Origin of the sequence: Bacillus sp. FSL K6-3312 (assembly GCF_038007485.1) — a bacterium.
GTDB classification, from domain to species: domain Bacteria; phylum Bacillota; class Bacilli; order Bacillales; family Bacillaceae; genus Bacillus; species Bacillus pumilus.
Map to the genome: position 1 here is coordinate 3,483,177 of NZ_JBBOXI010000001.1, position 23,990 is coordinate 3,507,166.

Sequence of the window (23,990 nt, forward strand, 5' to 3'; positions counted from 1 at the left end):
ACGATGTACAGAGCTGAGAAGCTATCATTGTTACAAGTCACCATTCTGTGCAGCTCTACAATGATAGGCGCTGGAATTTTAACCATTCCATGCAGTTCTGCCAATTCAGGATTCCCTGATGGCTGGATCATTGTATTAATACAGGGAGTCATCTTTGCTTTCATTGCTTTTTTGTTAGGATGGATTGCTGAAAAAAATGCGCCGGATACCATTTTTGAGTCAAATAGAAAAGGAGCCGGTGCCATCATTGGCACGTTCTTTAATTTAATGCTGATTGCCTATTTACTAGGCATTGTCGGCTTTGAAGCGCGTGTACTCGGTGAAGTGGTCCAATTTTTCCTGCTGGAATCGACTCCCATGTCCGTGATTGTCATGATTTTTTTACTTGTGGCGATCTATCATTTGAAAAGCGGTATTTTCCCAGTCGTCAAATTGGTCACGTACATTTATCCCATCGCCTTGATCATTTACATCGGGCTCATGCTGTTTTGTCTGAAAATATTCGATTTTGATTATTTACGTCCTGTCATGGCACACGGGTTTAAAGATTTCAGTAATTTGTTCTCTCAAACATTTATTCAATTTACAGGCTTTGAAGTGATTTTATTTGTCGTACCACTCATCTATAAAGACAAATGGTCAAAAGCGAAATGGGCCGCTGCGATCGGTGTTGGAATTACAACTCTTGTATACTCCCTCACGCTCTTTATCGTGATTGGTTCCATGACCGTCGGAGAAACAAAATCCCTCACCTGGCCCACCGTCTCACTCATTCAAGCGTTAGAACTTGAAGGGGTCTTCATTGAACGCTTTGATATTTTTTTACTGACGATCTGGACGTGCCAGCAGTTTATTTGTATGCTTGGCTTTTTCCAATTTGCCATTAAAGGGTGCCAAACGGTCTTTAAGACGACCAATGTAACGAGACTGCTATGGCTGCTGTTTTTGATTACCTCTGCCCTCTCTTTATTTCCAAGAAATATCAATGAAGTCTTTTACTACTCTACTTTACTCGGCTACGCATTGTTCGCGGTTTTAGCCATTCCTTTTATTACAGCTGTTCTGTTGATGATACGCAAAAAATGGGGAGGTCGTTCTGCATGAGAGGAAGACGTGTAGTGTTCATCTTTTTGTCCTGCTGTCTTTTCCTTCTATCAGCAGGATGCTGGGATTTAAAGGATATTGAAAAACTATCGTTTGTACGCGGTGTTGGTATTGATGAGGAAGATGAGGATGGCGTTAAGCTGACCTATCAAAACCTTGTACCGAAAACAGGCGGAACACAAGAAGCCGATTCTCCCGGCTATGTGAATGTTGTCTCGAAGGGAAAAAATGTGCTGGAGGCTGTCAGTAATGTCGCCTTGAAGGACCCGCCGATCTATAGTGATCACCTGAAAATCTTTTTGTTTGGTAAAACCCAGGCGGAGCATCACGGTATTCAAGGAACACTCAATCACTTTATACGAGATGATGAGGTTCGAAGAAGCAGCTACCTTTTCGTGTCACGAGATGATGCGTCAAAAATAATCAACCATAAATTAAAATCACAGCAAAAGGTCCCAGTTGAGCATATCTTCGAAACATCCAAAAATCGAAGCTTTAACGGAAAAATCGCACCGCCAACACGTATTGGCCGGGCGTCTGATTACTTTCAGATGGGCGTTAGCTTCCTTGTGCAAAGTGTAGATGCGATAGACGGTGAACTTATTTATGATGGAGCAGGCATCATTCACGGAAAAACACGTAAGCTGATCGGTTTCATCCCTGCGAAGGATGTACAATCTTTAAACTGGGTGATGGACCGAATTTCAGGCGGCGTTGTACCTGCCACCTACAAAGGTTATCCGATAACGTATGAAATCAAAAAAGCAAAAACGAAGGTCGAGCCCTATCTGAAAAATGGAAAGGTATCCTTTAAAATTAGCGTACAAACAAATGGAAAATTGTCTGAGGATCAATATCCTCCTGAAAACTCATTCGATGAGCAGTATATCAAACGATTTGAGCGGATCTTTGCTCATAAAATTAAAGAACGCATTCAAAAAGCGATCCATCATGTGCAAAAAGAAGTGGGCGTTGATCCCATATTGTTTAACAAGCAGTTCCGTATGAAATATCCTGACTATTGGGATCGGCATGGTACCGAGTGGGATAGGCTCTTCCAAGAAGCAGCCATTGATTACGATGTCAAAGTCAGCATCTTGAACTTTGGTGCAGAAGGTGCAACAAAAAGCTTTAAATGGTAAAGCAAAAAGGCGGTTATCCCGAAGGGGAGCCGCCTTTTTTACGCACGACAATTAAAAGCTGATATAGAGTCACTTGATCAGTCAACGCTTTTGTTTGAAAGCCAAGTGACGCTCCTACTCTTGCTATCTCGTCAAAAAACAATTGGACGTTTTGATCAATCGGAACATTGACCCTCTGCTCGATCACCCGTTCAAACAAATGGTCTGGGAAAAGCGCACGCATTGTATTTGGTGTGAAGAACCTCAGGTGACCTCGGTCTAAAATTCCTACATCTTGATACGTAAAATCCCCTGTCATTAACGGGAGAAGCACCTCTGCATGCATCATGTTGGGCAGGCAGCAAATGATCACGCCGCCTGGCTTTAAAGATGCGTGCGCTTGTTCAATGATGTGCCAAGGATCTGACACATGCTCTAAAACATCCGAAAAAATGATCGCATCAAAAAAAGCCTCTTTCTCTAACCATGGGTACTCATCTGCTTTTGCCTCGATGACTTCTTTATAATATGCCTTTGCGATGGCTGCTTTTAATGGATCAGCCTCTACCCCGTACATGTCAACAGACTGCCGATTCATTATTTCAAGCCCTGTTGCCCCTGCGCCGCATCCCGCATCCAGTACATAAACAGCGTCTTCAGGCAGCAGAGCCGCAAAGTACGGATGAGGAGCCATCAGATTGAGATCAATGCCCCATTTATCTAAAAACCGAAGCCTGTTCTCTGCAAACAGTGTAGAGATGTTCGTTTCTTGATTCGCTCGAAAGGTTGCATGACCGTGATGATGCACAAATGAATCGTGAACGATTTGCAGCTGATATCCCTTGAGCAAGGATCTCAAACAAAGGTCGTCATCCTCAAATGATCCATACACGAACCGTTCATCAAATAAACCTACCTCTTCAATAAGCTCTCTTTTCACAAGCAGACAAAATCCCACAAGCCGATGTACATAAGTTCTCTGACCTTTTTTCGCAGCCGTATAATTCTTTGCAAAAGCTGGGAGCTCCTTCACATCTGTATACGATGGCTCGACCATTTGAGGACCACTCACATAATTGGAGACTGGTCCTACCATCCCAATACGTTCTGATGCAAATAACGCCTCTCTTAATGGAGAAAGCCAGTTTTCCGTCACGATCGTATCGTTATTTAAAAAGAGAATGCTATCTCCTGTCGCTTTTTTCGCTCCTTGATTACAGCCCTTTGCAAAGCCTCGATTTTCTGCATTTTCTATGAAAATCACATCTTTCAACTCTCTCACATATTTCTTCGTCCCGTCGGTTGACGCATTATCAACGATGATGAGTTCATATTGGTCACTTCGGGTATGCTGCTTGATGCTGTCGATACATTTTTTCGTTAAATGCAGTTCATTGTATGTCAGGATGACAATGCTCGTTTTCCCTTTCATCTCATTTCCACCTTTCGCCCGTCTGTTCCATATGTATGTCATATGCAGCACGTTCAGAAGATGAGAGATTGTCCTTTCTTAATTAAACGTTTGTTTAACAAAGAAAAACCAGCTGCATGCGTGCAGCTGGTCATTGTTTACACCGTTTTTCCTTCTTCACCTGTGACGGCACGGTTTCTCTTTTTTAAATCTTCTTCAATTTCTTCAAGACTTTTCCCTTTCGTTTCAGCCACCATATATTTCACAAATAAGAAGGCACCTACGCCAATGACCGCATAAATGAGGAAGAGATTACTGATACCCATCGCGCTTAGTAAAGTTGGGAATGTAAGCGAGATGATTAAATTCCCTGTATGAAGGAGGAAGGTAGAGACGCCCGTACCGATTCCTCGGACATGTACTGGGAACAGCTCAGGAAGCATCACCCAAACGACTGGACCCCAGCTGACAGCAAAGATGACGATGAAGAGTCCTAAACAAATAATGGTTGTCCATCCTGCAGCTGTTGACCCCTCGAAAAATCGATTGACCACTGATAGGACTATTAAACTAAGGACCATGCCAGCATTCCCAAATAAGAGCAAAGCTTTACGCCCTACACGGTCAATAATTTTAATCGCCACAAACGTCATGACAACATTCACAGCCCCAATTCCGACGGTTCCTAAAATGGCCGCTGAATTGCCAAAGCCAACGCTTGTGAATGTTTTTGGTGCATAGTAAATAATCGTATTGGTACCGATAAACTGCTGCAAAAAGGCAAGACCGACACCAGCGATTAATGCCGGGCGTACCCATGGCTCAAATAATTCCTTAAAACCGCCTTTTTCTTCACTTTCCGCCTGTTGAATGTCTGAAATTTCTTCTTCAACTTCTTGCTTACTCTTTCTGAGTTTAGATAATATCTCTTTCGCACGGTCTGCCTGTCCATGGACAAACAGCCAGCGGGGGCTTTCTGGCATCAACATAATCCCACATAATAAAAGCACAGAAGGCACGACCGCAATTCCAAGCATCAGGCGCCATGCCTCTGCATCCGCTAAAGAGTAATTCACAATATAGGCGAGAAGAATACCCAATGTGATCATGAGCTGGTTTAATGAGGACAGTGCACCTCTCGATTCCTTTGGAGCAAGTTCAGATAAATATAATGGAACAATCGTGGTCGAGCACCCGACAGCAAGTCCTAGCACAATTCGGAATAAGACCATCACTTCCGTATTCGGAGCAAGGGCTGTACCAAATCCGCCAATAATAAATAAAATCGCTGCGGCGATGATGGCTTTTTTCCGCCCAAATTGATCTGTCAGCTTTCCAGATAGAGAGGAACCGAGCATCGCTCCGATTAAAATTGAGCTGACAACAAGTCCCTCTGTAAATGCGTTTAACCCTAAATCCTCTTTCATAAATAAGATGGCGCCAGAAATGACACCTGTATCATAGCCATATAAGGCGCCGCCGAGTGCGCCGAAAAAATAAAGCCATCCATTCCGATTTTTCATGTTCATAACCCCTCTTTTGTTCTGTATGTACTGGATGTTTCTCTATGGAAAATCATTTTCCTCACTTTCTGTCACTTCAAACATTTCGATGTTTTATGACAAATATATTTCATTTGCGTATCATTGAAACTTTTTACGATAAGGAAACGTCAATTAAGCATTAGTGAAAAAAACGTCGCACTATATCCCGTTTTAAGGTATATTTGTTTTAGTTTGTAAGCAAAAAAAGGACATCTTTACTATAAAAAACATAGCGAGGGTTTAAAATATATGGATCAATCAAGAACTAAACGCAAAGGGAAAAAGCGTTTAAAGCCATGGGTGAAAGTCACTCTGTTTATCATCGGTATTCTTTTACTAACAACCGCTTCTGTCACAGGCTATGCCTACTATAAAGTGACAAATGCTGCCAAAAAAGCGCAAGTATCTTTAGATCGCGGCGCTCAATCTGTCAAACGGATTGAAGCATTCGATCCTGGGAAAGACAGCTTTTCTGTCTTGCTGCTTGGTATTGACAGCAGACCGGGCGAAACAGTGAAACAAGCACGAAGCGATGCGATGGTCTTAGCAACCGTCAATCGTACAAATAAAACCGTGAAATTATTAAGCATTCCAAGGGACTCATATGTAAATATTCCAGGGCATGGCTATGACAAAATTACACATGCACACGCATTTGGCGGTGCAGATTTAACCTTGAGTACAGTCGAAGATTTACTAGATATTCCGGTTGATTTTGTGATCCAAAGTAATTTCAAAGCATTTAAAGAGATCGTCAATGAACTAAACGGGGTCTCTATTAACGTCAAGGATAAATATGTAGTCAAACAGGTTCTAAAAGATACAAAGGGCAAGGTACAGCTTCAAACAGGAACTCATACGCTAGACGGTGATCAAGCTCTCGCATATGTGAGAACTAGAAAAGCAGATAGTGATTTAATGCGCGGGCAGCGTCAAATGGAAGTATTAAAAGCCATTTTTGATAAATCAAAATCGTTAACATCTATTCCGTCATATGACAATATCATTGATACGCTTGGTGATAATGTCGCGACCAACCTTTCAATGAAAGAGCTAGTCGGGCTTTTCCCACTTCTGACGTCATTGAAATCGGTAGATACCATTCAGCTTAAAGGCTCTGATTACCAGCCAAACGGGGTTTATTATTACCAATTGGATCAAAACCAGCTAAACGAAGTGAAGACTGAATTGAAGAAGCAGCTTGAATTATCATAAAACAGAAAGCGTCCCCAAAGGGCGCTTTTTGATTGTTGACAAAGGGCTAAAATGGTTTTTATTTTAGCTCTTTGTCTTCTTTTCAGCGCGATAGAACTCTAGGAAGGACGAGCACAGAAGCGGAGCGAATTTAATATTCGTGAGCATCGGTGCACAGGACTGACACCGAATGCGAGGGTTTGTCTACACGCTGAAAGCGTCCCTAAGGGGCGCTTTTTTACTTGCTAACGATGATGCAGATTTTTCCCCTTTGGCTTATTTCCTTGATCATTCGATCATTTTTGTTTAGCCTTGATAGAGAGGAACAAGCATCGTATTGCTCATGAGAAGGAACGAAATCGTACATACTTTGAAGAGGCTATTGCATGCATGAAGGAGGATTTGACAGCGATGAAAAAAATGATTGCGATTGATTTAGACGGTACACTTTTAAATACAAAAAGTGAAATATCTGCTCAAAACAGGGAAGCATTGATCCGCGCGAAGGAAGCGGGATATATTGTCACCATCTGTACAGGGCGGGCGACTTTTGATGTGAAGGAACTGCTTGGCGATTTGGATATCCCTATTATTGCAGCAAACGGCGGAACCGTTCATACAGAAGGTTACGAACTTTTCAGCCGTATCACACTTGACCAAGAAGCAGGAAAACGAGCGGCTCAGGCATTAGTAGAACGAAACATTTACTTTGAGGTCTACACGGACGATGCGCTCCTCTCTCCTTTTGATGGAAAAGAGAAGCTGAAAGCAGAATTTGATGTGATCAAAAGCGCGAATCCAAATGAAGATGTAGCTGATTTATGGGAAGTGGCAATGACTCAATTCAAACAATTTGGCATCAAACCAGTGGATGATATTCGTCAGATTTTTGAGTCGAATGAAGCGACCTATAAATTACTCTGTTTCTCGTTTGATATGAATAAACTACAGGAAGCACGAGATCTCCTCGCGGAAATGCCTGAGCTTTCATTGACCTCTTCTGGAAAACATATCATTGAGGTTCTTCCAAAAGAGTCTGGAAAAGGACATGCCCTCAAAAAGCTCGCAGCTCATTATGGCGTAGACCGCTCACATATTTATGCGATCGGCGACAGCCCCAACGATCTATCCATGTTTGAGGAAGCAGGCCACCGCATTGCAATGGGGAATGCAGTCGATGTCATTAAAGAAAAGAGCACCTACATTACAAAAGGTAATCATGAAGACGGTGTTGCTTACTTTATTGATCTGCTTTTACAAAATCAATTCCACGAAAAAAAGACGCTTGTCTGATCAGCGCCTAGAGAGAAGTCTAAAAGTCCGATACGAACGTGGATCGGGCTTTTTCTTTATTTTTTAATTCGAACTGCCGTCTCATACTTATCCTTCCAGTACGTACTTGTTTTCATATTCGTAAGCACGACACCATTTGAGACGGTCATATGAATGACTTGATTTGATCCTGCATAAATGGCCGGTATCAATGACGTTCCACTAAAGAAAACGAGATCTCCCGGCTTCAGCTCCGACCGTTTCACAGGCGTACCTGCCTTGACTTGACCTGCCGCATAACGAGGCAGCTCAATACCAAGTACTTCTCGATACACATACTGTGTGAACCCTGCTGTGTCAAAGCCTTGCTTTGGATTCGTCCCACCTTTGACATAAGGAACTTCTCCAATATACGTAGCGGCTTTTGAGACAATCGGGTCTTCTTTTGCTAATTTCAGCTCCGTTAATCGTTTTGCACCTGTCCATTTTTCGCGCCAATACGATTCAGACAAATAAGAAATTGTGACACTTTCCGAACGGCTCGCATGAATAAAACGGTCGCCCCCAATATACATCCCTACATGAGAAATGCCTGGCTTATATGTGTTGCTAAAAAAGACAAAATCCCCAGGACGTATATCATCTAATGCTACTTTTTCTCCAACCATCCACTGCTGTTCAGCACTTCGAGGCAAATAAATCCCTAGTGATTTTTCAAATACATATTGTAAAAAGCCTGAACAATCAAAGCCAATCTTAGGGTCTGCTGCACCAAATACATAAGGAATACCTAAATATTTCATCGCATCTTTCACAAGACGATTATCCGAGATTGCCGGTGTGCCGGGAAGTCGTTTGACTGCATAAAATCGGTCCGTCCAGTATTTGCTTTTGCTGACGTCTGTTTTCACGACACCTTGACTAAGCGTGATGTGAATGACCTGATCGTTACCAGCGTACAACGCTACATGTGTCGGGATATCCTTTGTTTCTTCAAGGCTGCGAAAATATACAAGGTCACCTGGCTGGGCTTTGTCCCATGATACCTTTTTTCCAATCTGATACTGGTCGATTACCTTCCGCGGCAAATCAAATACTCCTGATGTCTTGTACACATATTGCGTAAACCCTGATACGTCAAAGCCCGTTTTTGGATCGGTTCCTCCTTTATGATAAGGTGTTCCAATCAGCTTTTCCGCTTGCTGCAAAGGAGACACTGTTTGAGCAGATATTTCTGATTGAGACATGAACATCAGCCCTACGAGCGCGCATCCAGCAATCACTATTCCTTTCCATTTCATGATCTTTCTCCCTCCTTTCTTCTATAGTTTCGGCATGACACCTAACTTTTTACACCTTTTTTCGACAAAAAAGAGCACGCAATGCGTGCCCTCTATGCTCGTTAGAGTTATTTACTTGCTTCCGTTTTTGACTGTTTTTGTTGTTCGATTTTCTGCATTTCAACCGAGATCTTTTGTTTTTCATGATCTGTGAGGCTGTCACTAAATTTAAAAGCAGACATAAAGACAAAGACTAAAATTAATGCAACAAACGGCCAGCTTGCTTTTAGGAATTTCATTTCTTCTCTTTCCCTCCGTTTTCTTTTAAGTGTTTAACTTTATCAGCGTGATCTACTTCAAAGAAAATGTGTCCGTCTTTTTCTTTCCAATCCGCATTCGTACCATTTGTCAGCATACGGATAATGGATTTTGATTCAAATGATCCTGCTTTAACCGGAGCAGGTGTTGCTTCTTTGATGTACATTGGGACAACTTCAAATGTCGCTTTTCCATCTTCATTCAGATGATACTGAACAAGTGCAGAATCACGTGTTCTTGACCAGCCTTGGTCAAAAATAAAGTTTCCTAAGCTATAGAAGATCGCCGTGCCGTTATAGACTTCCATTGGCTCAAGAACGTGCGGATGAGCACCGATAATGATATCAGCACCAGCCTTAGACATCGCTCTTGCCAATTCTCTTTGTCTATCGTTTACCTCATTGTTGTACTCCTGTCCCCAGTGAGCATGAACAACGACGATATCTGCCTTTTCAGCAGCCTGCGAAATCATCGGAATAAAGATAGATGGATCGGCTGGCAAGATACCCGCCTGGCGATTCGTTGCTTTAAAATCTTTCCCATACACATCAGTAAAACCAAGTGTAGCGATTTTGACACCATTTACTTCTTTATACGAAATGTTCTGCTTCGCATCCTGAAGGTTATGGCCTGCGCCTGTATAATCCATGTCAGCTTGTTTAAAGGCATCAATCGTTTTGTTTAGCCCTTTTTCACCATAGTCTGCCGCATGGTTATTCGCAAAGTTTAATACAGAGAAATTCAAATCCTTCAACGCTTTGACAGAATCCTCATCTGTTTTTAAATGAATATTCTTTTGCGCCGCTTGTTCCCGGTCTGATGCGACTGGATGCTCAAAGTTACCAGTCACATAATCTGACACATCAAAGTATGGTTTGGCATAGCGAAAGAGATGCTGTTTTCCATAACGGTCTGTTACTTTCTCTACGTTTCTTCCAAACATAATGTCACCGACAAACGAAGCGGTCAGGATGTTTTCTGGATTCTTTTGTACAGTTGGCACTTTTGCTTGCCCGATAAACGTAAATAGAAATGTACAAGCAATGACGATCGGTAAAGCAATCAGTACATGTTTATTCGTTTTTTTCTTTTGGTTCTTTGTGATTTTCAGCAGCTTTTCCTGAAAGCTCAATTTTTTATTCATCATTGGACACACCTTATCTTAAAATAGATAGTAAACATACATGATGGCAAATGTTGCACCACTTAGAAGTAACGTGCTTCCAAGGGTAATCGTAAGACCTTGCTTTTGAATCGTATTTGCAATCAATCCAGGAACGATAATACCGATTCCGCGGAATTCTGCTATTTCAAATGGGACCACTGGATAGAAGAAATCAAAGACTAGCTTTAAGGCAATCCCTGTAATCAGCATCGCAGCAAACTTTCTGCGTCCGTATAAAATCATAAATTTCGATAGACCAAAGCGAACGATGACATACGTAAGCAAGCTGACAGATAAGACAACTAAAATGAAGACTGGCTGGTTAAATACAAGCGCCAGATAACCTGGGACAACAAGTCCAGCTGGTACGATTCCTGTTTTTTCTGCAAAGATTAAACTAAGTAGAACACCTAAAATTAACGAGATATAAAGATCTGATCCGAACATTTTCTATATTTCCTCCTAGCTGACAAGCTGCTTAATTTTGTATTCTTGAATTTTTTCGATTAACGGTTCAGCGGCACCATGAATATTGCCGACTCCATAAACCACTCGATTATGAAGCTTTTTCTCAAGCATGTTCATAATTTCTTCTGTAGATTGATATTCAAGGTTGTGTAAGTGGTCAGCCGGAATTTTTCCATCCTCATATGCCTTTACAATTGGATCTGTTGTTTCACCAATTAAGACGAGATCACTTGCTTCAATATAAGGAAGTACATCCTCCGCAAACTGGATCGTTCGATCTACACGATCCGCACGGCAGTTCATGATAATAATCGGTTCATCTGTTGGATAGCCAATTTCTTTCACACGCTTCCAAATGTTCAATGTAGATGATGCGTCATTTGCCGCAAAACCATTTACAAAGTGTCCAGGTGTTTTCGCATCCATTAATGGAAGAATTCTCATCGCTCCTGGATCAGGTGGCGCATTTAACATTCCTCGGAATGCCGTATCTTCATCAATTCCTAATGCCTGTGCAACACCAAGTGCAAGTGAGGCATTATCTGGGAAGACCATGTACTCAAATTTCCGTAAATACTCATCAGAAATCTTGGAATTATCTGCAACAATGACTTCTGTATTGCGTTTTTTCGCAATCTCTTTAAAGAAATCCGTATATTCACTATCCGTAATAACCAAGTGTCCATTGTAAGGAATTGTCGCTGTAAAGGCTTCTGCTATTTCATCAAGTGTCGGCCCCATGACGTCCATATGATCTTCAAGAACGTTTACGATCACGCCAATATTCGCTTGAAGCAGCTCTTCCTGAAAGATGATTTGGTAATCTGGATTTACCGCCATACATTCACTGACGATGGCATTTGCTCCTCTTTCAACGGTTTCTCTCATAACTTCCTTCTGCTCACCGATATTCGGTCCTTGCGGTTTCCTTTTAATCGGTTTCTCCTCTGGCGTATCCCAATAAATCATTCTTGCATCTGTTCCCGTTGTTTTGCCGACAGTTTTATAACCTGCCTCCATTAAGATACCGGTTGTCAATCTTGTAACGGTAGACTTTCCGCGAATACCATTAATATTGACGCGCACCGGTAGGGCATCGATATTTTTTTGGTGACGCTTCTTTTCAATAAAGCCAATCCCTAACATGATGACACAGGCTATAACGATTAACCACATCGCTTATCTACATCTCCTTTTTTTATGAGTGTGATATGTAAATTCAATCAACAGTATATAGGTTCAGCATAAAATCACAATCGGTATTATGTAACATAATCTTTCACTTCCTCGTATGCCAAAATCCTCTAATCAGAAGGTGAATTGACCTAGCTCCTCTTTAAATGAAAAGGCCAAAAGACGGACAAAAATCAGCCTGAATTTCGGCTTCAATCAAGAGTAAGCGTTACCATCAAGCATCGAAAAATCTTTTGTCCTTTTCTCCCTAAATTTTTTGACAATTGTTAAGATGTATTTTGAATCAATGTTTTAAAGCCCTTTAAACTCTATAACATCAGTCGTATCAGCGCTTTAAATGAATAGTGCGTGTTTTGGAATGTTTTCGATTTTTGAAGGAACAGGTTAGAAAGTCATCTTCATCGGTCAGAACGCTACACGTTGACCTATGACAAAGGTCACCTCATAAAAAATCAAGTCATATGCTTATTTTCAGGTCACGAAAAATCGGGATAATATGTAAACTATTGATCATTTCGAAATGCCTGTTCTTTACGATATTCGATCCTTATGACCTACACAATGAAACATTATTCATTTGTTTTTATCAAGATTCATCATTTCTTAACATTTTTAATATGATTTTAGTTGAAAGTTGTCAATTCATGTCATGCTTTCCCCAAAGGCGACGAATAAAATCAGCTTCCCCGCTTACACTAAGGTTAAAAAATCTGTGAGAGGAGGCTAAAGATGCCAAACAGCAATGAGCAAACACGGTTGCATTTTTTATCAGGCAGCTTCGAGGAAAAAATCCGGATTCTGAAAAAAACATTTCAGCAAAGCGGCGATTTTGAATACCGAGAGTTAATGGTGAATGAAACGAAATCTGTCCTGTTTTTTATTAAAACAAGAATTGATGAAGGCAAACTGAACAACTTTATTATCGGTAACTTGTTAGGTCCTCCTGGAAAACAAGATTATACAAAGTCTCTTAGTACGCTTGAAACAGGCGACTTGACTCTGATCACTGACAGTATTATTGCAGGAAGCATTGCCTTTCTTGATGAAAATTCCTCGCAGATCAAATTATTTGCTGTCGGGCAGCCGCCGCTTCGCTCTATTTCTGAGCCTTCTTCAGAAAGCATCATTGCGGGTGCTCATGATGGATTTGTGGAAAGTTTGGATACGAATATATATTTACTGCGTTCTCACTTAAATGATCGGAAGCTCGCCATTCAGTACCATAAGGTCGGTACAAAATCAGAAACAAAGCTTGCGATTGTTTATATTTCTGATGTAGCGAATCAGGAAAAGGTAGAAGAGGTAAACAGACGGATCTCTTCTATTAAAGTAGACACGCTGATTAGTCCTGGTTCTATTGTTGAGGCGATCGAAGATGATTCATTTTCTATTTTTCCGCAGCTGATTGATACAGAACGTCCTGATAAGGTGAGATCTGCCATTCTTGAAGGTCGTATTGTAGTGCTGATGGACGGGAGCCCTATGGCAATTATTCTTCCTGTCACCTTTTTTAGTTTCTTTCAATCACCAGATGATTATAATAGCCGCTGGATTCCAGCTACATTTATCCGTATTTTGCGTTATCTCGCCTGCATCATCGCAGTCATACTACCATCTTTTTATATCGCCGTGATTGGGTTTCATTATGAGGTGGTCCCTGATGAACTCGCCGTGACCATGAAGAATTCTATTATTGGGATTCCCTTCCCTCCTTTAATCGAAGCCATGCTGATGGAAATTACCATTGAACTCATACGGGAAGCCGGGGTGCGTCTGCCAAAACCCATCGGGCAGACCATTGGGATCGTAGGCGGTTTGGTCATTGGGGATGCGGTAGTACAAGCAGGACTCATCTCGAATGTCCTTATCGTTGTCGTTGCCGTGACTGCCGTTGCTTCCTTTGTCCTTCCTTCATTTGAAATGACGTCTACCATCAGGATGCTGCGTTTTCCGCTCATGTTCATGGCGTCAATGTTTGGCTTTATCGGCATTTCATTTGGCCTTGCCATCGTCCTCATGAATTTATGCCGCCTAGAATCATTAGGTGTACCGTACTTATCACCTGTTACACCTTTTAACTGGCAGGATTTAAAGGACACCGTCATTCGACTACCTATGTGGATGTACAAACAGCGTCCTGTTTATTTAAATCCGCAAAGGAAAAAACAAATTGAACAATTGAGAGGATGGGAAAAGAAAAATGAAAAATAAAATATCTCCATCTCAAGCGGTCTTTTTTCTCATCCAATCTCAAATTGGTGTTGGGATTTTAGCACTTCCCCATTTGCTGATGAAAGATATGGGGCACGATGGCTGGATGGCGATTATCTTAGCCGGCGTATTTATTCAAATCATCAATACCATTTTCATTTATATCATTCAAAAATATCCTGACATATCGTTCTTCCAAGCATTAATCAAAGTCTATGGGAAATGGATAGGGCATATTTTAATCGGGCTTTATACAGTTTATTTTGCCTCGATCTGCATTGTTGTTCTCTCAATTTTCACCAGAATACTTGGTATATGGGTACTGCCACTTACGCCAAACTGGGTCATTAATTTATTGCTGACGATCTCTATCATCTACATCGCAAAAGAAAAAATCACAGCGGTCGTCAGGTTTAACTTTATCTTAACCCCCTTTTTGCTCATGTTGTCTTTACTCATGTTCTATTCGTTAAAAGGAACCAATATTGACTACCTCATGCCTTTCTTCCAGACGGATTTGTCTCAGTTCCAGCTTGGATTGAAAGATGTGGTGCTCTCGATGAACGGCTTTGAAATGATTCTCATCATCTCTCCATTCATGAAAGGTTCCATCAAAGAACGGTATAAGGTCATGACGATTTCAAATATATGCACGACGCTTTTCTACCTATTTATTACATTGATTTGTTTTATGTTCTTCAGCCCGATTGAGCTTGATATCATTCCAAATCCTGTGCTTTATCTATTAAAGACCATTACATTCGGAATCATTGAACGAACAGATTTAATTTTTCTAAGTTTCTGGGTGTTTGTCATTCTTGCCACACTCAGCAATTACCTTCACTTCTGTGCCAATGGCCTAGCGAGCCTACTTAATAAAAAAGAGCATAAAAAATATGTCTATTATTTTGCCATTTTCATCTACGCGGCTTGCTGTTTTCTCGCAAGCGATAACTTTAGAATACAGCGCTTTAACGACTTTACGACCATTGCTCAAATTTCAGTTATTTACACACTGCCGATCATTATGGCCATCATCATTTTTATCAAACATCTTAAAGGGAAGGTGAAATCGCATGCGTCATAAGTTTTCGCTGACGCTCCTCATGTGTATATCGCTTATCTTCATGCCTGGCTGCTGGGATCAAAACTTATTAAAAAATATGTCTCTTGTGTTAACGTCTACGGTTGATCAAGGAGAAGACGACAATGCGAAGTTCTCCATCACCTATCGTAAAGTGCAGCAGTCTCAAAGCATGGCGCAAGGAAATACAGGCAGCTATTTAACCACTGTTCTTACAACTGAAGCTCCTACATTAAGAAAAGCAAGAACCAACTTCAGCCGAATTGTCGATCAAAAAATTGATATATCAAAAATGCGAGTCATGCTAATCGGTGATGAATTTGCTCAAAATAGCCTTCTCCCCTATTTAGATATGTTCTATCGAGATCCAAAAAGTCCTTTGCTCGCCAATCTTGCAGTGGTACAGGGGGGAACCTGTGTGGAATTAATCAACCAGCTCCTCAAGGAAAAGGTCATTGTGAGCGATTATTTAAATAACCTCATCACCACTGCATCTCAATCCTCCCAAGTAGCACCTAAAAACATGCAAAGCATTCGTTCCAAAATGCTGCAAACCGGAGAGGATTTCACACTGCCGTTACTCTACTATGATCAAGAGAAAAAACTAACGAGTGTAAAAGGCGTAGCCCTATTTGATAATGAGAAAAAGAAAGGTGAGCTGTACGGACAAGATGCCATTCTTCTCACTGTCATGGACGAGAATATGGGCAAATATGCGAACTTCACTAAAAAAGTAAGAAGTGATATGAAATCAAAGGAGAACAATTACATCACCATTCAAGTGACAGATTCAAAGAGAGACATCAACATTATCAATCCTGACCATCGAAACTTAACCTTTTCTCTTGAGTATGAATTCACGACCTCTGTCCTTGAATACCCGAAAGATAATCTAGACACAGATAAAAAAATTAAAATGCTCAACAAAAGGCTTTCCGCAATTTTGACAAAAGAAGCAGAAAAAGTCGTGGCCTCCCTGCAAGAAGCAAACTCTGACGTCCTTAGCCTAGGCAGAAAATATCGTGTAAGACACTATGATGAATTCATGAAAATGAACTGGGTTACGGATTATCCAAATGTAAAAATTATCCCAAAAATCAAAGTGAATATTACAGAAACAGGGATTATTAGTTAAGAAAAGGAAGATGTCATCTTTCTTTTCTTTTTTTATTTTTTTAAGATTGTCATTTAAAAGCTTTCATGATAATCTATTTGTGTAAACGGTTACACATTCACGAAGGGAGGCACTCCATTGGCTACAATTAAAGATGTTGCAAAAGCTGCACAAGTGTCTGTTGCCACTGTTTCACGCGTACTGAACGATACTGGATATGTCCATTCAGATACGAAAATTCGCGTGACACAAGCGATGCAGGAGCTGAACTACTTTCCCAATGAAGTGGCTAGATCCCTTTTCAAAAGAGAATCCCGCTTAATCGGTTTGATCTTGCCTGATATCACAAACCCCTTCTTTCCTCAGCTTGCTAGAGGCGTAGAGGATGAGATTCATGCGCAAGGTTTTCGGTTATTATTCGGAAACAGTGATGAAGATCGAGAAAAGGAATTGGCTTATTTACAAACATTTAAACAAAATCAAGTAGTCGGTGTCATCGCTGTCACAAACGAACCTGAATCAGATATATACAATGATGATGAATTGCCGGTTGTGTTCTTAGATCGAACCGTTCCACATGCACCTTCTGTATCTGCAGATACTGCAGCTGGCGGGAAAATGGCTGCAATGGAATTAATCAGGCGCGGCAGCCGGCAGATCACACTGCTGAAAGGACCTGCCCACCTTCAAACAGCGAGGCAGAGATTCAAGGGTGCACTCGATGTACTGACCGAAAAGGGTGTCGACTTCCATGTGATGTCTAATGCTTCATTTTCTTTTCAAGAAGCCCGTAAGAGTGCCAAGGCTCTTTTCCAGCTGTACCCTGAAACAGATGGCATCATTGCCAGTAACGACATCGTCGCAACAGCGGTCATTCACGAAGCACTTCGGATCGGAAAAGCCGTTCCAGAGGATGTTCAAATCATTGGGTTTGATGATATTCCGCAAAGCGAGCTGCTCTTCCCTTCCCTATCAACGATTAGGCAGCCTGCCTATGAGATGGGAAAAGAAGCGGCACAGCTGTTAATCAAAGCGATTCAGAAACAACCTATAGATCAACCAGTTATCCAAATGCCCGTCTCTTTTATTGAACGAGAGACCACAAGAAAGGTGGATTCACAATGAGTCATATTGTCGTAGTAGGAAGCTGTTCAATGGATTTAGTCGTCACTTCGAATAAACGACCAAATGCCGGTGAAACAGTGTTAGGCGAATCATTTAAAACCGTCCCAGGCGGAAAAGGCGCCAATCAAGCAGTCGCCAGTGCCAGACTCGGAGCTGATGTATACATGGTCGGCCGAGTCGGTGATGACGCCTATGGTCAAGATATTCTCAGCAATCTACAAGATCAAGGGGTCCGCACCTCATATATGAAACCGGTTACCGAAATGGAAAGCGGCACGGCTCATATCATTTTAGCAGAAGGTGATAACAGCATTGTCGTGGTCAAAGGGGCAAATGACGAGGTCACTCCTAACTATGTAAGAGAAGCACTTTCTACAATAGATGATATTGGAATAGTGCTCATTCAGCAGGAAATACCTGAAGAAACGGTCGAAGCTGTCTGCGCCATTTGCAGTGAAAAAGAAATCCCTGTGATTTTAAACCCTGCACCTGCCCGCAAAGTATCGCATCAAGTTTTAGACCAGGCTGCCTATATTACACCGAATGAGCACGAGGCTGTTCTCATGTTTAATGGACTCCCAAATGAAGACGCCTTGCGTCAATACCCTAACAAATTACTGATTACAGAAGGGAAAAATGGGGTTCGATATTTTGACGGATTGAAAGAAGTGCTAGTCCCAGGATTTCCAGTCGAAGCAGTTGATACAACAGGAGCAGGCGATACCTTTAACGGAGCCTTGGCTGTCGCCTTAACAGAAGGCAACTCTCTCTATGACGCACTTGCATTCGCTAACCTTGCAGCATCAATGTCTGTCACCAAGTTCGGTGCACAAGGCGGCATGCCAACAAGAGAAGAACTGGAGAGAAAAAAATGAAAAAAAACGGCATCTTAAACAGTCATATCGCCAAGGTACTTGCTGACCTTGGTCATACAGATACAATCGTCATCGCAGACTGCGGCCTGCCTATTCCAGAAGGTCCAGTCAAAATCGACCTGGCACTATCAATCGGCACACCGTCCTTTCAGGAGGTCACCTCCCTCCTTCTTCAAGAAATGGCGGTTGAACACATTACTGTAGCTAGTGAAATCAAAGAAGCCAATGAGCGAGATCATCTATTTCTAAAGAAAGCGTTCTCACACCCATTACATGATGTAGACCACGAGACGTTCAAAGACATGACCAAACAGGCAAAAGCAGTCATTCGCACGGGTGAAGCCACCCCATACGCAAACTGCATTCTTCATGCCGGTGTCATCTTTTAAAAGGAGGAGCCAGATATGAACATTGAGATGCATAACATCCATAAGGCCTTTGGAAAAAACACCGTTCTTTCCGGGGTCTCCTTTGACCTCGTCACAGGTGAGGTTCACGCGCTCATGGGTGAAAATGGCGCAGGAAAATCAACTTTAATGAACCTGCTCACAGGTCTTTATTCATTAGACCAGGGAACGATTCATATCGACGGGAAAGAAATCGCTTTCAAAAATCCGAAGGAAGCGGAACAACACGGTATCGCCTTTATTCATCAAGAGCTCAACATATGGCCAGATATGACCGTCTTGGAAAACCTATTCATCGGGAAAGAAATCTATACGAAATTTGGATTGCTAGACACAAAGAAAATGAAGGTTCTTGCCCAAAGCCAGCTGGACCGATTGTCTGTGAACCTCTCGCTTGATCAAGAGGCAGGCAGCTGCTCTGTTGGACAAAAACAGATGATTGAGATTGCAAAGGCATTAATGACGGAAGCGAAGGTCATCATCATGGATGAGCCAACAGCAGCTCTAACGGACCGTGAGATTGAAAAGCTCTTTCAGGTCATTGAATCTCTCAAAAAGGAAGGCGTATCCATCGTCTATATTTCTCACCGTATGGAGGAAATCTTTGCGATTTGTGACCGGATTACCATCATGCGCGATGGGAAAACGGTCGATACGAAAGCCATACCTGAAACGAATTTCCATGAGGTGGTCAAAAAAATGGTCGGCCGCGAATTAACAGATCGATACCCTGAGAGAACGCCTTCTCTAGGAGATACTATCCTTGAGGTGAAGCAAGCGACAAGAAAAGGACAATTTCAAGATATCAATTTCTCCGTTAAAGCTGGAGAAATCGTCGGTGTTGCAGGCTTAATGGGCGCTGGCAGGACCGAAATGATGCGGTCGCTGTTTGGTCTTGATCCTCTTGATCAAGGTGAAATCTGGGTTCATGGAAAAAAGGCTATCATTAAAAAACCAAGTGATGCCGTCAAGCTTGGCATCGGCTTTATCACAGAGGATCGCAAAGATGAAGGACTTATGCTGGATGCATCCATTCGAGAAAACATTGGTCTGCCAAACTTAGAAAGCTTCTCTCCAAAAGGACTGATCGATAAGAAAAACGAACAGGATTTTGTTGACCTGCTCATCAAAAGATTGACGATTAAAACGGCTTCCTCTGAAATCTCTGCTCGAAGTCTCTCTGGTGGAAATCAGCAAAAAGTCGTCATCGCCAAATGGATCGGCATCCAGCCAAAGGTCTTGATTTTAGATGAACCGACAAGAGGTGTCGACGTCGGAGCGAAACGAGAAATCTACCAGTTAATGAATGAACTGACTGATCGAGGTGTCGCCATTTTAATGGTCTCCTCTGAGCTCCCAGAAGTTCTAGGGATGAGCGATCGAGTGCTTGTCATTCATGAAGGAACCATCAGCGGCGAATTAAATAAAGCAGACGCAACACAAGAACGAATTATGACACTAGCTACAGGAGGGAAGTAACATGAAACCACTTACTTCAAATGGACGATTTGACAACATCATGCAAAAGCTTGGGCCATTCTTAGGACTCATCATCCTTGTTGCCATTGTTTCTATTTTAAACCCGGCCTTTTTAGAGCCATTAAACATCTTAAACTTACTGAGACAAATCTCCATTAATGCCCTCATTGCCTTTGGTATGACGTTTGTTATTTTAACCGGAGGAATTGATTTGTCTGTCGGTGCCATTTTAGCACTTTCTAGTGCACTGACTGCCGGATTTATCGTGTCTGGTATGGACCCGATTTTAGCTATTATCGTTGGCTGTATCATCGGCGCTATTCTTGGGATGGTCAACGGTCTTTTAATCACAAAAGGAAAAATGGCTCCTTTTATCGCAACACTTGCCACGATGACGATTTTCAGAGGGTTAACACTTGTTTATACAGATGGAAACCCGATTACAGGACTCGGTTCTAACTATGCCTTTCAGTTATTCGGCCGCGGGTATTTCTTAGGCATTCCTGTTCCAGCGATCACGATGCTTCTCACCTTTATCGTACTTTGGGTGCTTCTTCATAAAACTCCTTTCGGCAGAAGAACGTATGCCATCGGCGGAAATGAAAAAGCTGCGTTCATTTCAGGAATCAAAGTACCACGCGTAAAAATTATGATTTATTCATTGGCAGGTTTCATGTCTGCTTTAGCAGGTGCCATTTTAACCTCTCGCCTAAACTCAGCTCAACCAACAGCTGGTACGTCCTATGAGCTTGATGCGATTGCTGCTGTTGTACTTGGCGGGACAAGCCTGTCTGGCGGAAGAGGACGAATTGTCGGCACACTGATCGGGGTGCTCATCATCGGTGTCCTGAACAATGGTATGAACTTACTTGGTGTATCATCATTCTATCAATCTGTTGTGAAAGGGATTGTCATCTTGATTGCAGTCCTACTAGACAGAAAGAAATCTGCTTAAGGAGGCAGCTGCTATGAAAAAATATCTCATTCTCATTCTGACTCTCTCATTATTCATGCTTTCTGCCTGCTCGCTAGAACCACCAGAGTGGGCCAAATCAACAAAAGATGGGAAGAAAAAAGACATCAAAATCGGTCTCTCGATCTCAACTTTAAACAACCCATTCTTCGTTTCTCTCAAAAACGGGGTGACGAAAGAAGCGAAAAAGCTTGGCATCGAAGTCGTCATTGCAGATGCACAAAATGATTCAGCGAAACAAACAAGTGACGTAGAAGATTTAATTCAGCAAGGGGTCGACGCATTGCTTATCAACCCAGCGGACTCGTCTGCCATCTCAACTGCTGTTGAATCAGCGAATGCTTCAGATATTCCTGTCATCACATTAGACCGCTCAGCTGAAAGCGGAAAAGTAGAAGCGCTTGTTGCCTCAGATAACGTCAAAGGCGGCGAAATGGCAGCTAACTTTATTATCGACAAGGTTGGAAAAGGCGCTAAAGTCGCTGAATTAGAAGGTGTACCAGGCGCTTCCGCTACACGTGAGCGCGGAAAAGGATTCCATCAAATAGCAGATAAGGATCTAAAAGTGACAGCAAAACAAGCGGCTGACTTCGACCGGACAAAAGGGTTGAACGTCATGGAAAACCTCCTTCAAGGAAACCCTGACATCAAAGCCGTTTTTGCCCACAATGATGAAATGGCACTTGGCGCTCTAGAAGCGATTCAAAGCTCTGGAAAAGACATAATCGTCGTTGGCTTTGACGGAAACGAAGATGCTCTCAACTCGATCAAAGCAGGAAAACTATCCGCAACAGTCGCCCAGCAGCCAGAGCTAATCGGGAAACTGGCAGTCGGCGCTGCAAGCGACGTCTTAAAAGGGAAAAAAGTAGAAAAGAACATCGCAGCTCCACTGAAACTAGAACAGAAAAAATAAACACAAAACCCCCGACTTCCCTCGGGGGTACAGATGGTTGACAAAGGGCTTTAGTCCTTTGTCTTCTTTTCATTTCATTCTGGTCTTTTTAGCACAAATGACGTCCCTAAATGGGCATAATCATTTCCCGCTAAACGTGCGACTGGCTTTAGTTCATGAGTCGAAACATATCCTTTTTCCGCATCATAAACAGCCTCATCTAAATGCGCACACACAACCCGGCCAATGATATGATCGACCGTGATCTCCCCTTCATCATTTTGAAAGGTAAGATGCTTTTCAAGCTGACATTCAAAGCGAATACGCGCTTCCTGAATGCCCGGCACTGACACGACATGACTCTTTACTTGATGAAGACCGGTTCGATCCAGCTCACTCTCATCCTGTGGCAGCGTAGCAGCTGTTTCATTAATATCTTCTATTATCGCTTCATCACTCACATGGACTACAAATTCTCCTCTGTCAATCATATGCTGCGCTGTGTCTTTCATCTGACCTTCGCGTCGTCCGATAGAAACTGCGAGGAGCGGCGGGTGTCCGCTGATGACATTAAAGAAACTAAATGGTGCGGCATTGACAACATCGTCTTTAGACAGACTTGTAATAAACGCAATCGGTCGTGGAACAATAGAACCCGATAATAATTTATATGCTTCTTTTCTTGATAGCTGATCCATTTGCAACGTAATCAATTCAGACACGCCTCCTTTTGGTGTATCGACATCATACCATACCTCTTTTTCTATGCCTCTGATTCAGGCTCGGTGCGATGCAGGATATGGTGGACAAGATGAAATAAAGCCGGATTATGATTTTCTCGTCTATAGGAAATCGTCCATTCTGCCAGAAGCTGTTCACCTTCCATGGACCGATACACAACATCTAGATTAAATAAACGCCGGGCTGATTTTGGAATAACTGCGATACCGACACCAGCTGTGACTAAGCCAATCACCATTTGATATTCCGCCGCTTCCTGCACAATATTTGGAGAAAATCCGTACTTTTCACATAGCAGGACAAAGTGTTGATAAAGGGACGGCCATGATTCATGTGATAAAGAAATAATCGGTTCATGACGAATATCTTCGATCGTGACCGCCTCTTTTTTCGCCAGCGGATGATTTTTCGGAATCGCAAAAATACATTCACTTTGCTTCATCAAACGGCTGACCAGTTCTTCATGAGGAGATGTAGGATGTAAAAAACCGATATCAATCTCCCCATTTAAAAGCGCTCCTAGCTGCTGCGGAACAGAAAGCTGCTTCAGCTCAATACTGACAGAGGGATACAGCTCTCTGAATTCGCGTACAACTGGCGGCAGAATATCATACGTCGCTGTTCCAACAAACCCTATGATGATTTTTCCCAGCTCTCCTCTTGCTGTATGCCGGGCATGATCAACGGCTTTATCAAGCTGATGCAGCACACCCCGCACCTCATGTAAAAAGACCTTTCCAGCAGCTGTTAGCTCCACCACTCGCTTCGACCTGTGAAACAAAGGAAACCCCAATTCTTCTTCAAATTGCTTAATTTGCTGACTAAGTGGAGGCTGTGTCATATTCAACCGTGCGGCTGCTCTGCCAAAATGCAGCTCCTCTGCTACTGTGACAAAGTATTGCAAATGTCTCAGTTCCATCCTTTCACCCCTTGCACACTTATTCGTGAAACATATTAAAACCACGTTAAACAGATATTGGAAATTTTCCATTTTGAAATGTATAGTAAATCATATCAT

The 23,990-nt window shown here is 42.2% G+C and carries 22 protein-coding genes; 13 read left to right on the forward strand and 9 right to left on the reverse strand.

All coding sequences use genetic code 11. The features are described from left to right. Nucleotides 1–3: 3 nt before the first annotated feature. Entirely contained in the window at nt 4–1,104 is a 1,101-nt protein-coding gene (locus MHI11_RS18290; protein ID WP_340961962.1) for a GerAB/ArcD/ProY family transporter, read from the forward strand. Next, nucleotides 1,101–2,246, forward strand: coding sequence for a Ger(x)C family spore germination protein (locus MHI11_RS18295; RefSeq protein WP_340961964.1), 1,146 nt, complete (start codon nt 1,101–1,103; stop codon nt 2,244–2,246). The genes MHI11_RS18290 and MHI11_RS18295 overlap by 4 nt, the downstream gene beginning before the upstream one ends. A gap of 13 nt (nt 2,247–2,259) precedes the next feature. Here MHI11_RS18295 and MHI11_RS18300 read toward each other — a convergent pair whose 3' ends face one another. Both MHI11_RS18300 and MHI11_RS18305 read right to left on the reverse strand, forming a co-directional pair. Then, entirely contained in the window at nt 2,260–3,657 is a 1,398-nt protein-coding gene (locus MHI11_RS18300) for a bifunctional glycosyltransferase family 2 protein/class I SAM-dependent methyltransferase (protein WP_340961966.1), read from the reverse strand. Between the two features lie 137 nt (nt 3,658–3,794). Next, nucleotides 3,795–5,159, reverse strand: coding sequence for a sugar porter family MFS transporter (locus MHI11_RS18305; protein WP_340961968.1), 1,365 nt, complete (start codon nt 5,157–5,159; stop codon nt 3,795–3,797). A gap of 270 nt (nt 5,160–5,429) precedes the next feature. On the opposite strand from MHI11_RS18305, the gene MHI11_RS18310 reads away from it, so the two are divergent. Then, complete coding sequence (locus MHI11_RS18310) at nt 5,430–6,395, forward strand: LCP family protein (RefSeq protein ID WP_268484672.1); 966 nt, start codon at nt 5,430–5,432, stop codon at nt 6,393–6,395. A 390-nt stretch (nt 6,396–6,785) separates the two neighbouring features. After that, nucleotides 6,786–7,667, forward strand: coding sequence for a Cof-type HAD-IIB family hydrolase (locus MHI11_RS18315; protein ID WP_340961970.1), 882 nt, complete (start codon nt 6,786–6,788; stop codon nt 7,665–7,667). 56 nt (nt 7,668–7,723) lie between these two features. Here MHI11_RS18315 and MHI11_RS18320 read toward each other — a convergent pair whose 3' ends face one another. The 5 genes from MHI11_RS18320 to pgsB all read right to left on the reverse strand — a co-directional run bounded on the left by MHI11_RS18320 (nt 7,724) and on the right by pgsB (nt 12,053). After that, on the reverse strand, nt 7,724–8,947 hold the full coding sequence (locus MHI11_RS18320) for a C40 family peptidase (protein ID WP_340961972.1): 1,224 nt from the start codon (nt 8,945–8,947) through the stop codon (nt 7,724–7,726). A 107-nt stretch (nt 8,948–9,054) separates the two neighbouring features. Then, nucleotides 9,055–9,225: a hypothetical protein gene (locus MHI11_RS18325; protein WP_003213661.1), complete on the reverse strand. Its 171-nt coding sequence runs from the start codon at nt 9,223–9,225 to the stop codon at nt 9,055–9,057. After that, complete coding sequence (locus MHI11_RS18330; RefSeq protein ID WP_044140085.1) at nt 9,222–10,388, reverse strand: CapA family protein; 1,167 nt, start codon at nt 10,386–10,388, stop codon at nt 9,222–9,224. Before MHI11_RS18330 ends, MHI11_RS18325 begins: the two co-directional genes overlap by 4 nt. Nucleotides 10,389–10,406: 18 nt before the next feature. Then, on the reverse strand, nt 10,407–10,856 hold the full coding sequence (gene pgsC / locus MHI11_RS18335) for a poly-gamma-glutamate biosynthesis protein PgsC (protein ID WP_012011488.1): 450 nt from the start codon (nt 10,854–10,856) through the stop codon (nt 10,407–10,409). A 15-nt stretch (nt 10,857–10,871) separates the two neighbouring features. Next, nucleotides 10,872–12,053: a poly-gamma-glutamate synthase PgsB gene (gene pgsB, locus MHI11_RS18340; RefSeq protein WP_012011489.1), complete on the reverse strand. Its 1,182-nt coding sequence runs from the start codon at nt 12,051–12,053 to the stop codon at nt 10,872–10,874. A gap of 747 nt (nt 12,054–12,800) precedes the next feature. On the opposite strand from pgsB, the gene MHI11_RS18345 reads away from it, so the two are divergent. The 9 genes from MHI11_RS18345 (at nt 12,801) to rbsB (ending at nt 22,252) form a co-directional block, all read left to right on the forward strand. Beyond that, a complete protein-coding gene (locus MHI11_RS18345; RefSeq protein ID WP_044140086.1) occupies nt 12,801–14,282 on the forward strand; it encodes a spore germination protein in 1,482 nt (493 codons plus the stop codon). Continuing rightward, nucleotides 14,272–15,369 (forward strand): GerAB/ArcD/ProY family transporter, encoded by a 1,098-nt coding sequence (locus MHI11_RS18350; RefSeq protein ID WP_340961975.1) that lies wholly within the window; start codon nt 14,272–14,274, stop codon nt 15,367–15,369. Before MHI11_RS18345 ends, MHI11_RS18350 begins: the two co-directional genes overlap by 11 nt. Beyond that, the gene (locus tag MHI11_RS18355; RefSeq protein WP_340961978.1) at nt 15,359–16,501 is read left to right on the forward strand and encodes a Ger(x)C family spore germination protein; all 1,143 of its coding nucleotides are present in this window, start codon (nt 15,359–15,361) and stop codon (nt 16,499–16,501) included. The genes MHI11_RS18350 and MHI11_RS18355 overlap by 11 nt, the downstream gene beginning before the upstream one ends. 117 nt (nt 16,502–16,618) lie before the next feature. Next, the gene (locus MHI11_RS18360) at nt 16,619–17,605 is read left to right on the forward strand and encodes a LacI family DNA-binding transcriptional regulator (protein WP_044140089.1); all 987 of its coding nucleotides are present in this window, start codon (nt 16,619–16,621) and stop codon (nt 17,603–17,605) included. Next, entirely contained in the window at nt 17,602–18,480 is an 879-nt protein-coding gene (gene rbsK, locus MHI11_RS18365; RefSeq protein WP_065097897.1) for a ribokinase, read from the forward strand. Before MHI11_RS18360 ends, rbsK begins: the two co-directional genes overlap by 4 nt. Next, nucleotides 18,477–18,869, forward strand: a complete 393-nt coding sequence (gene rbsD, locus MHI11_RS18370) for a D-ribose pyranase (protein ID WP_065097896.1) — start codon at nt 18,477–18,479, stop codon at nt 18,867–18,869. The genes rbsK and rbsD overlap by 4 nt, the downstream gene beginning before the upstream one ends. Before the next feature lie 15 nt (nt 18,870–18,884). After that, nucleotides 18,885–20,366, forward strand: a complete 1,482-nt coding sequence (locus MHI11_RS18375) for a sugar ABC transporter ATP-binding protein (protein WP_216927342.1) — start codon at nt 18,885–18,887, stop codon at nt 20,364–20,366. Between the two features lies 1 nt (nt 20,367). Continuing rightward, nucleotides 20,368–21,321, forward strand: a complete 954-nt coding sequence (gene rbsC / locus MHI11_RS18380; RefSeq protein ID WP_044140093.1) for a ribose ABC transporter permease RbsC — start codon at nt 20,368–20,370, stop codon at nt 21,319–21,321. 13 nt (nt 21,322–21,334) lie between these two features. Continuing rightward, nucleotides 21,335–22,252 carry a ribose ABC transporter substrate-binding protein RbsB gene (rbsB, locus tag MHI11_RS18385; protein WP_340961981.1) on the forward strand — a complete coding sequence of 306 codons (918 nt, stop codon included), beginning with the start codon at nt 21,335–21,337 and terminating at the stop codon, nt 22,250–22,252. 74 nt (nt 22,253–22,326) lie between these two features. Here the strand turns inward: rbsB and MHI11_RS18390 are convergent, their stop codons facing one another. After that, nucleotides 22,327–22,929 carry a flavin reductase family protein gene (locus tag MHI11_RS18390; protein WP_050782684.1) on the reverse strand — a complete coding sequence of 201 codons (603 nt, stop codon included), beginning with the start codon at nt 22,927–22,929 and terminating at the stop codon, nt 22,327–22,329. Between the two features lie 65 nt (nt 22,930–22,994). Then, nucleotides 22,995–23,891: an acetoin biosynthesis transcriptional regulator AlsR gene (alsR, locus tag MHI11_RS18395; protein WP_126741278.1), complete on the reverse strand. Its 897-nt coding sequence runs from the start codon at nt 23,889–23,891 to the stop codon at nt 22,995–22,997. Nucleotides 23,892–23,990: the final 99 nt, after the last annotated feature.

What these genes read in the sequence shown, in the direction of transcription:
- MHI11_RS18290 (WP_340961962.1), top strand. Translation starts at nt 4, where the DNA reads ATGTACAGAGCTGAGAAGCTATCATTGTTACAAGTCACCATTCTGTGC.
- MHI11_RS18295 (WP_340961964.1), top strand. Translation starts at nt 1,101, where the DNA reads ATGAGAGGAAGACGTGTAGTGTTCATCTTTTTGTCCTGCTGTCTTTTC.
- MHI11_RS18300 (WP_340961966.1), bottom strand. Translation starts at nt 3,657, where the DNA reads ATGAAAGGGAAAACGAGCATTGTCATCCTGACATACAATGAACTGCAT.
- MHI11_RS18305 (WP_340961968.1), bottom strand. Translation starts at nt 5,159, where the DNA reads ATGAAAAATCGGAATGGATGGCTTTATTTTTTCGGCGCACTCGGCGGC.
- MHI11_RS18310 (WP_268484672.1), top strand. Translation starts at nt 5,430, where the DNA reads ATGGATCAATCAAGAACTAAACGCAAAGGGAAAAAGCGTTTAAAGCCA.
- MHI11_RS18315 (WP_340961970.1), top strand. Translation starts at nt 6,786, where the DNA reads ATGAAAAAAATGATTGCGATTGATTTAGACGGTACACTTTTAAATACA.
- MHI11_RS18320 (WP_340961972.1), bottom strand. Translation starts at nt 8,947, where the DNA reads ATGAAATGGAAAGGAATAGTGATTGCTGGATGCGCGCTCGTAGGGCTG.
- MHI11_RS18325 (WP_003213661.1), bottom strand. Translation starts at nt 9,225, where the DNA reads ATGAAATTCCTAAAAGCAAGCTGGCCGTTTGTTGCATTAATTTTAGTC.
- MHI11_RS18330 (WP_044140085.1), bottom strand. Translation starts at nt 10,388, where the DNA reads ATGAATAAAAAATTGAGCTTTCAGGAAAAGCTGCTGAAAATCACAAAG.
- pgsC (WP_012011488.1), bottom strand. Translation starts at nt 10,856, where the DNA reads ATGTTCGGATCAGATCTTTATATCTCGTTAATTTTAGGTGTTCTACTT.
- pgsB (WP_012011489.1), bottom strand. Translation starts at nt 12,053, where the DNA reads ATGTGGTTAATCGTTATAGCCTGTGTCATCATGTTAGGGATTGGCTTT.
- MHI11_RS18345 (WP_044140086.1), top strand. Translation starts at nt 12,801, where the DNA reads ATGCCAAACAGCAATGAGCAAACACGGTTGCATTTTTTATCAGGCAGC.
- MHI11_RS18350 (WP_340961975.1), top strand. Translation starts at nt 14,272, where the DNA reads ATGAAAAATAAAATATCTCCATCTCAAGCGGTCTTTTTTCTCATCCAA.
- MHI11_RS18355 (WP_340961978.1), top strand. Translation starts at nt 15,359, where the DNA reads ATGCGTCATAAGTTTTCGCTGACGCTCCTCATGTGTATATCGCTTATC.
- rbsK (WP_065097897.1), top strand. Translation starts at nt 17,602, where the DNA reads ATGAGTCATATTGTCGTAGTAGGAAGCTGTTCAATGGATTTAGTCGTC.
- rbsD (WP_065097896.1), top strand. Translation starts at nt 18,477, where the DNA reads ATGAAAAAAAACGGCATCTTAAACAGTCATATCGCCAAGGTACTTGCT.
- MHI11_RS18375 (WP_216927342.1), top strand. Translation starts at nt 18,885, where the DNA reads ATGAACATTGAGATGCATAACATCCATAAGGCCTTTGGAAAAAACACC.
- rbsC (WP_044140093.1), top strand. Translation starts at nt 20,368, where the DNA reads ATGAAACCACTTACTTCAAATGGACGATTTGACAACATCATGCAAAAG.
- rbsB (WP_340961981.1), top strand. Translation starts at nt 21,335, where the DNA reads ATGAAAAAATATCTCATTCTCATTCTGACTCTCTCATTATTCATGCTT.
- MHI11_RS18390 (WP_050782684.1), bottom strand. Translation starts at nt 22,929, where the DNA reads ATGGATCAGCTATCAAGAAAAGAAGCATATAAATTATTATCGGGTTCT.
- alsR (WP_126741278.1), bottom strand. Translation starts at nt 23,891, where the DNA reads ATGGAACTGAGACATTTGCAATACTTTGTCACAGTAGCAGAGGAGCTG.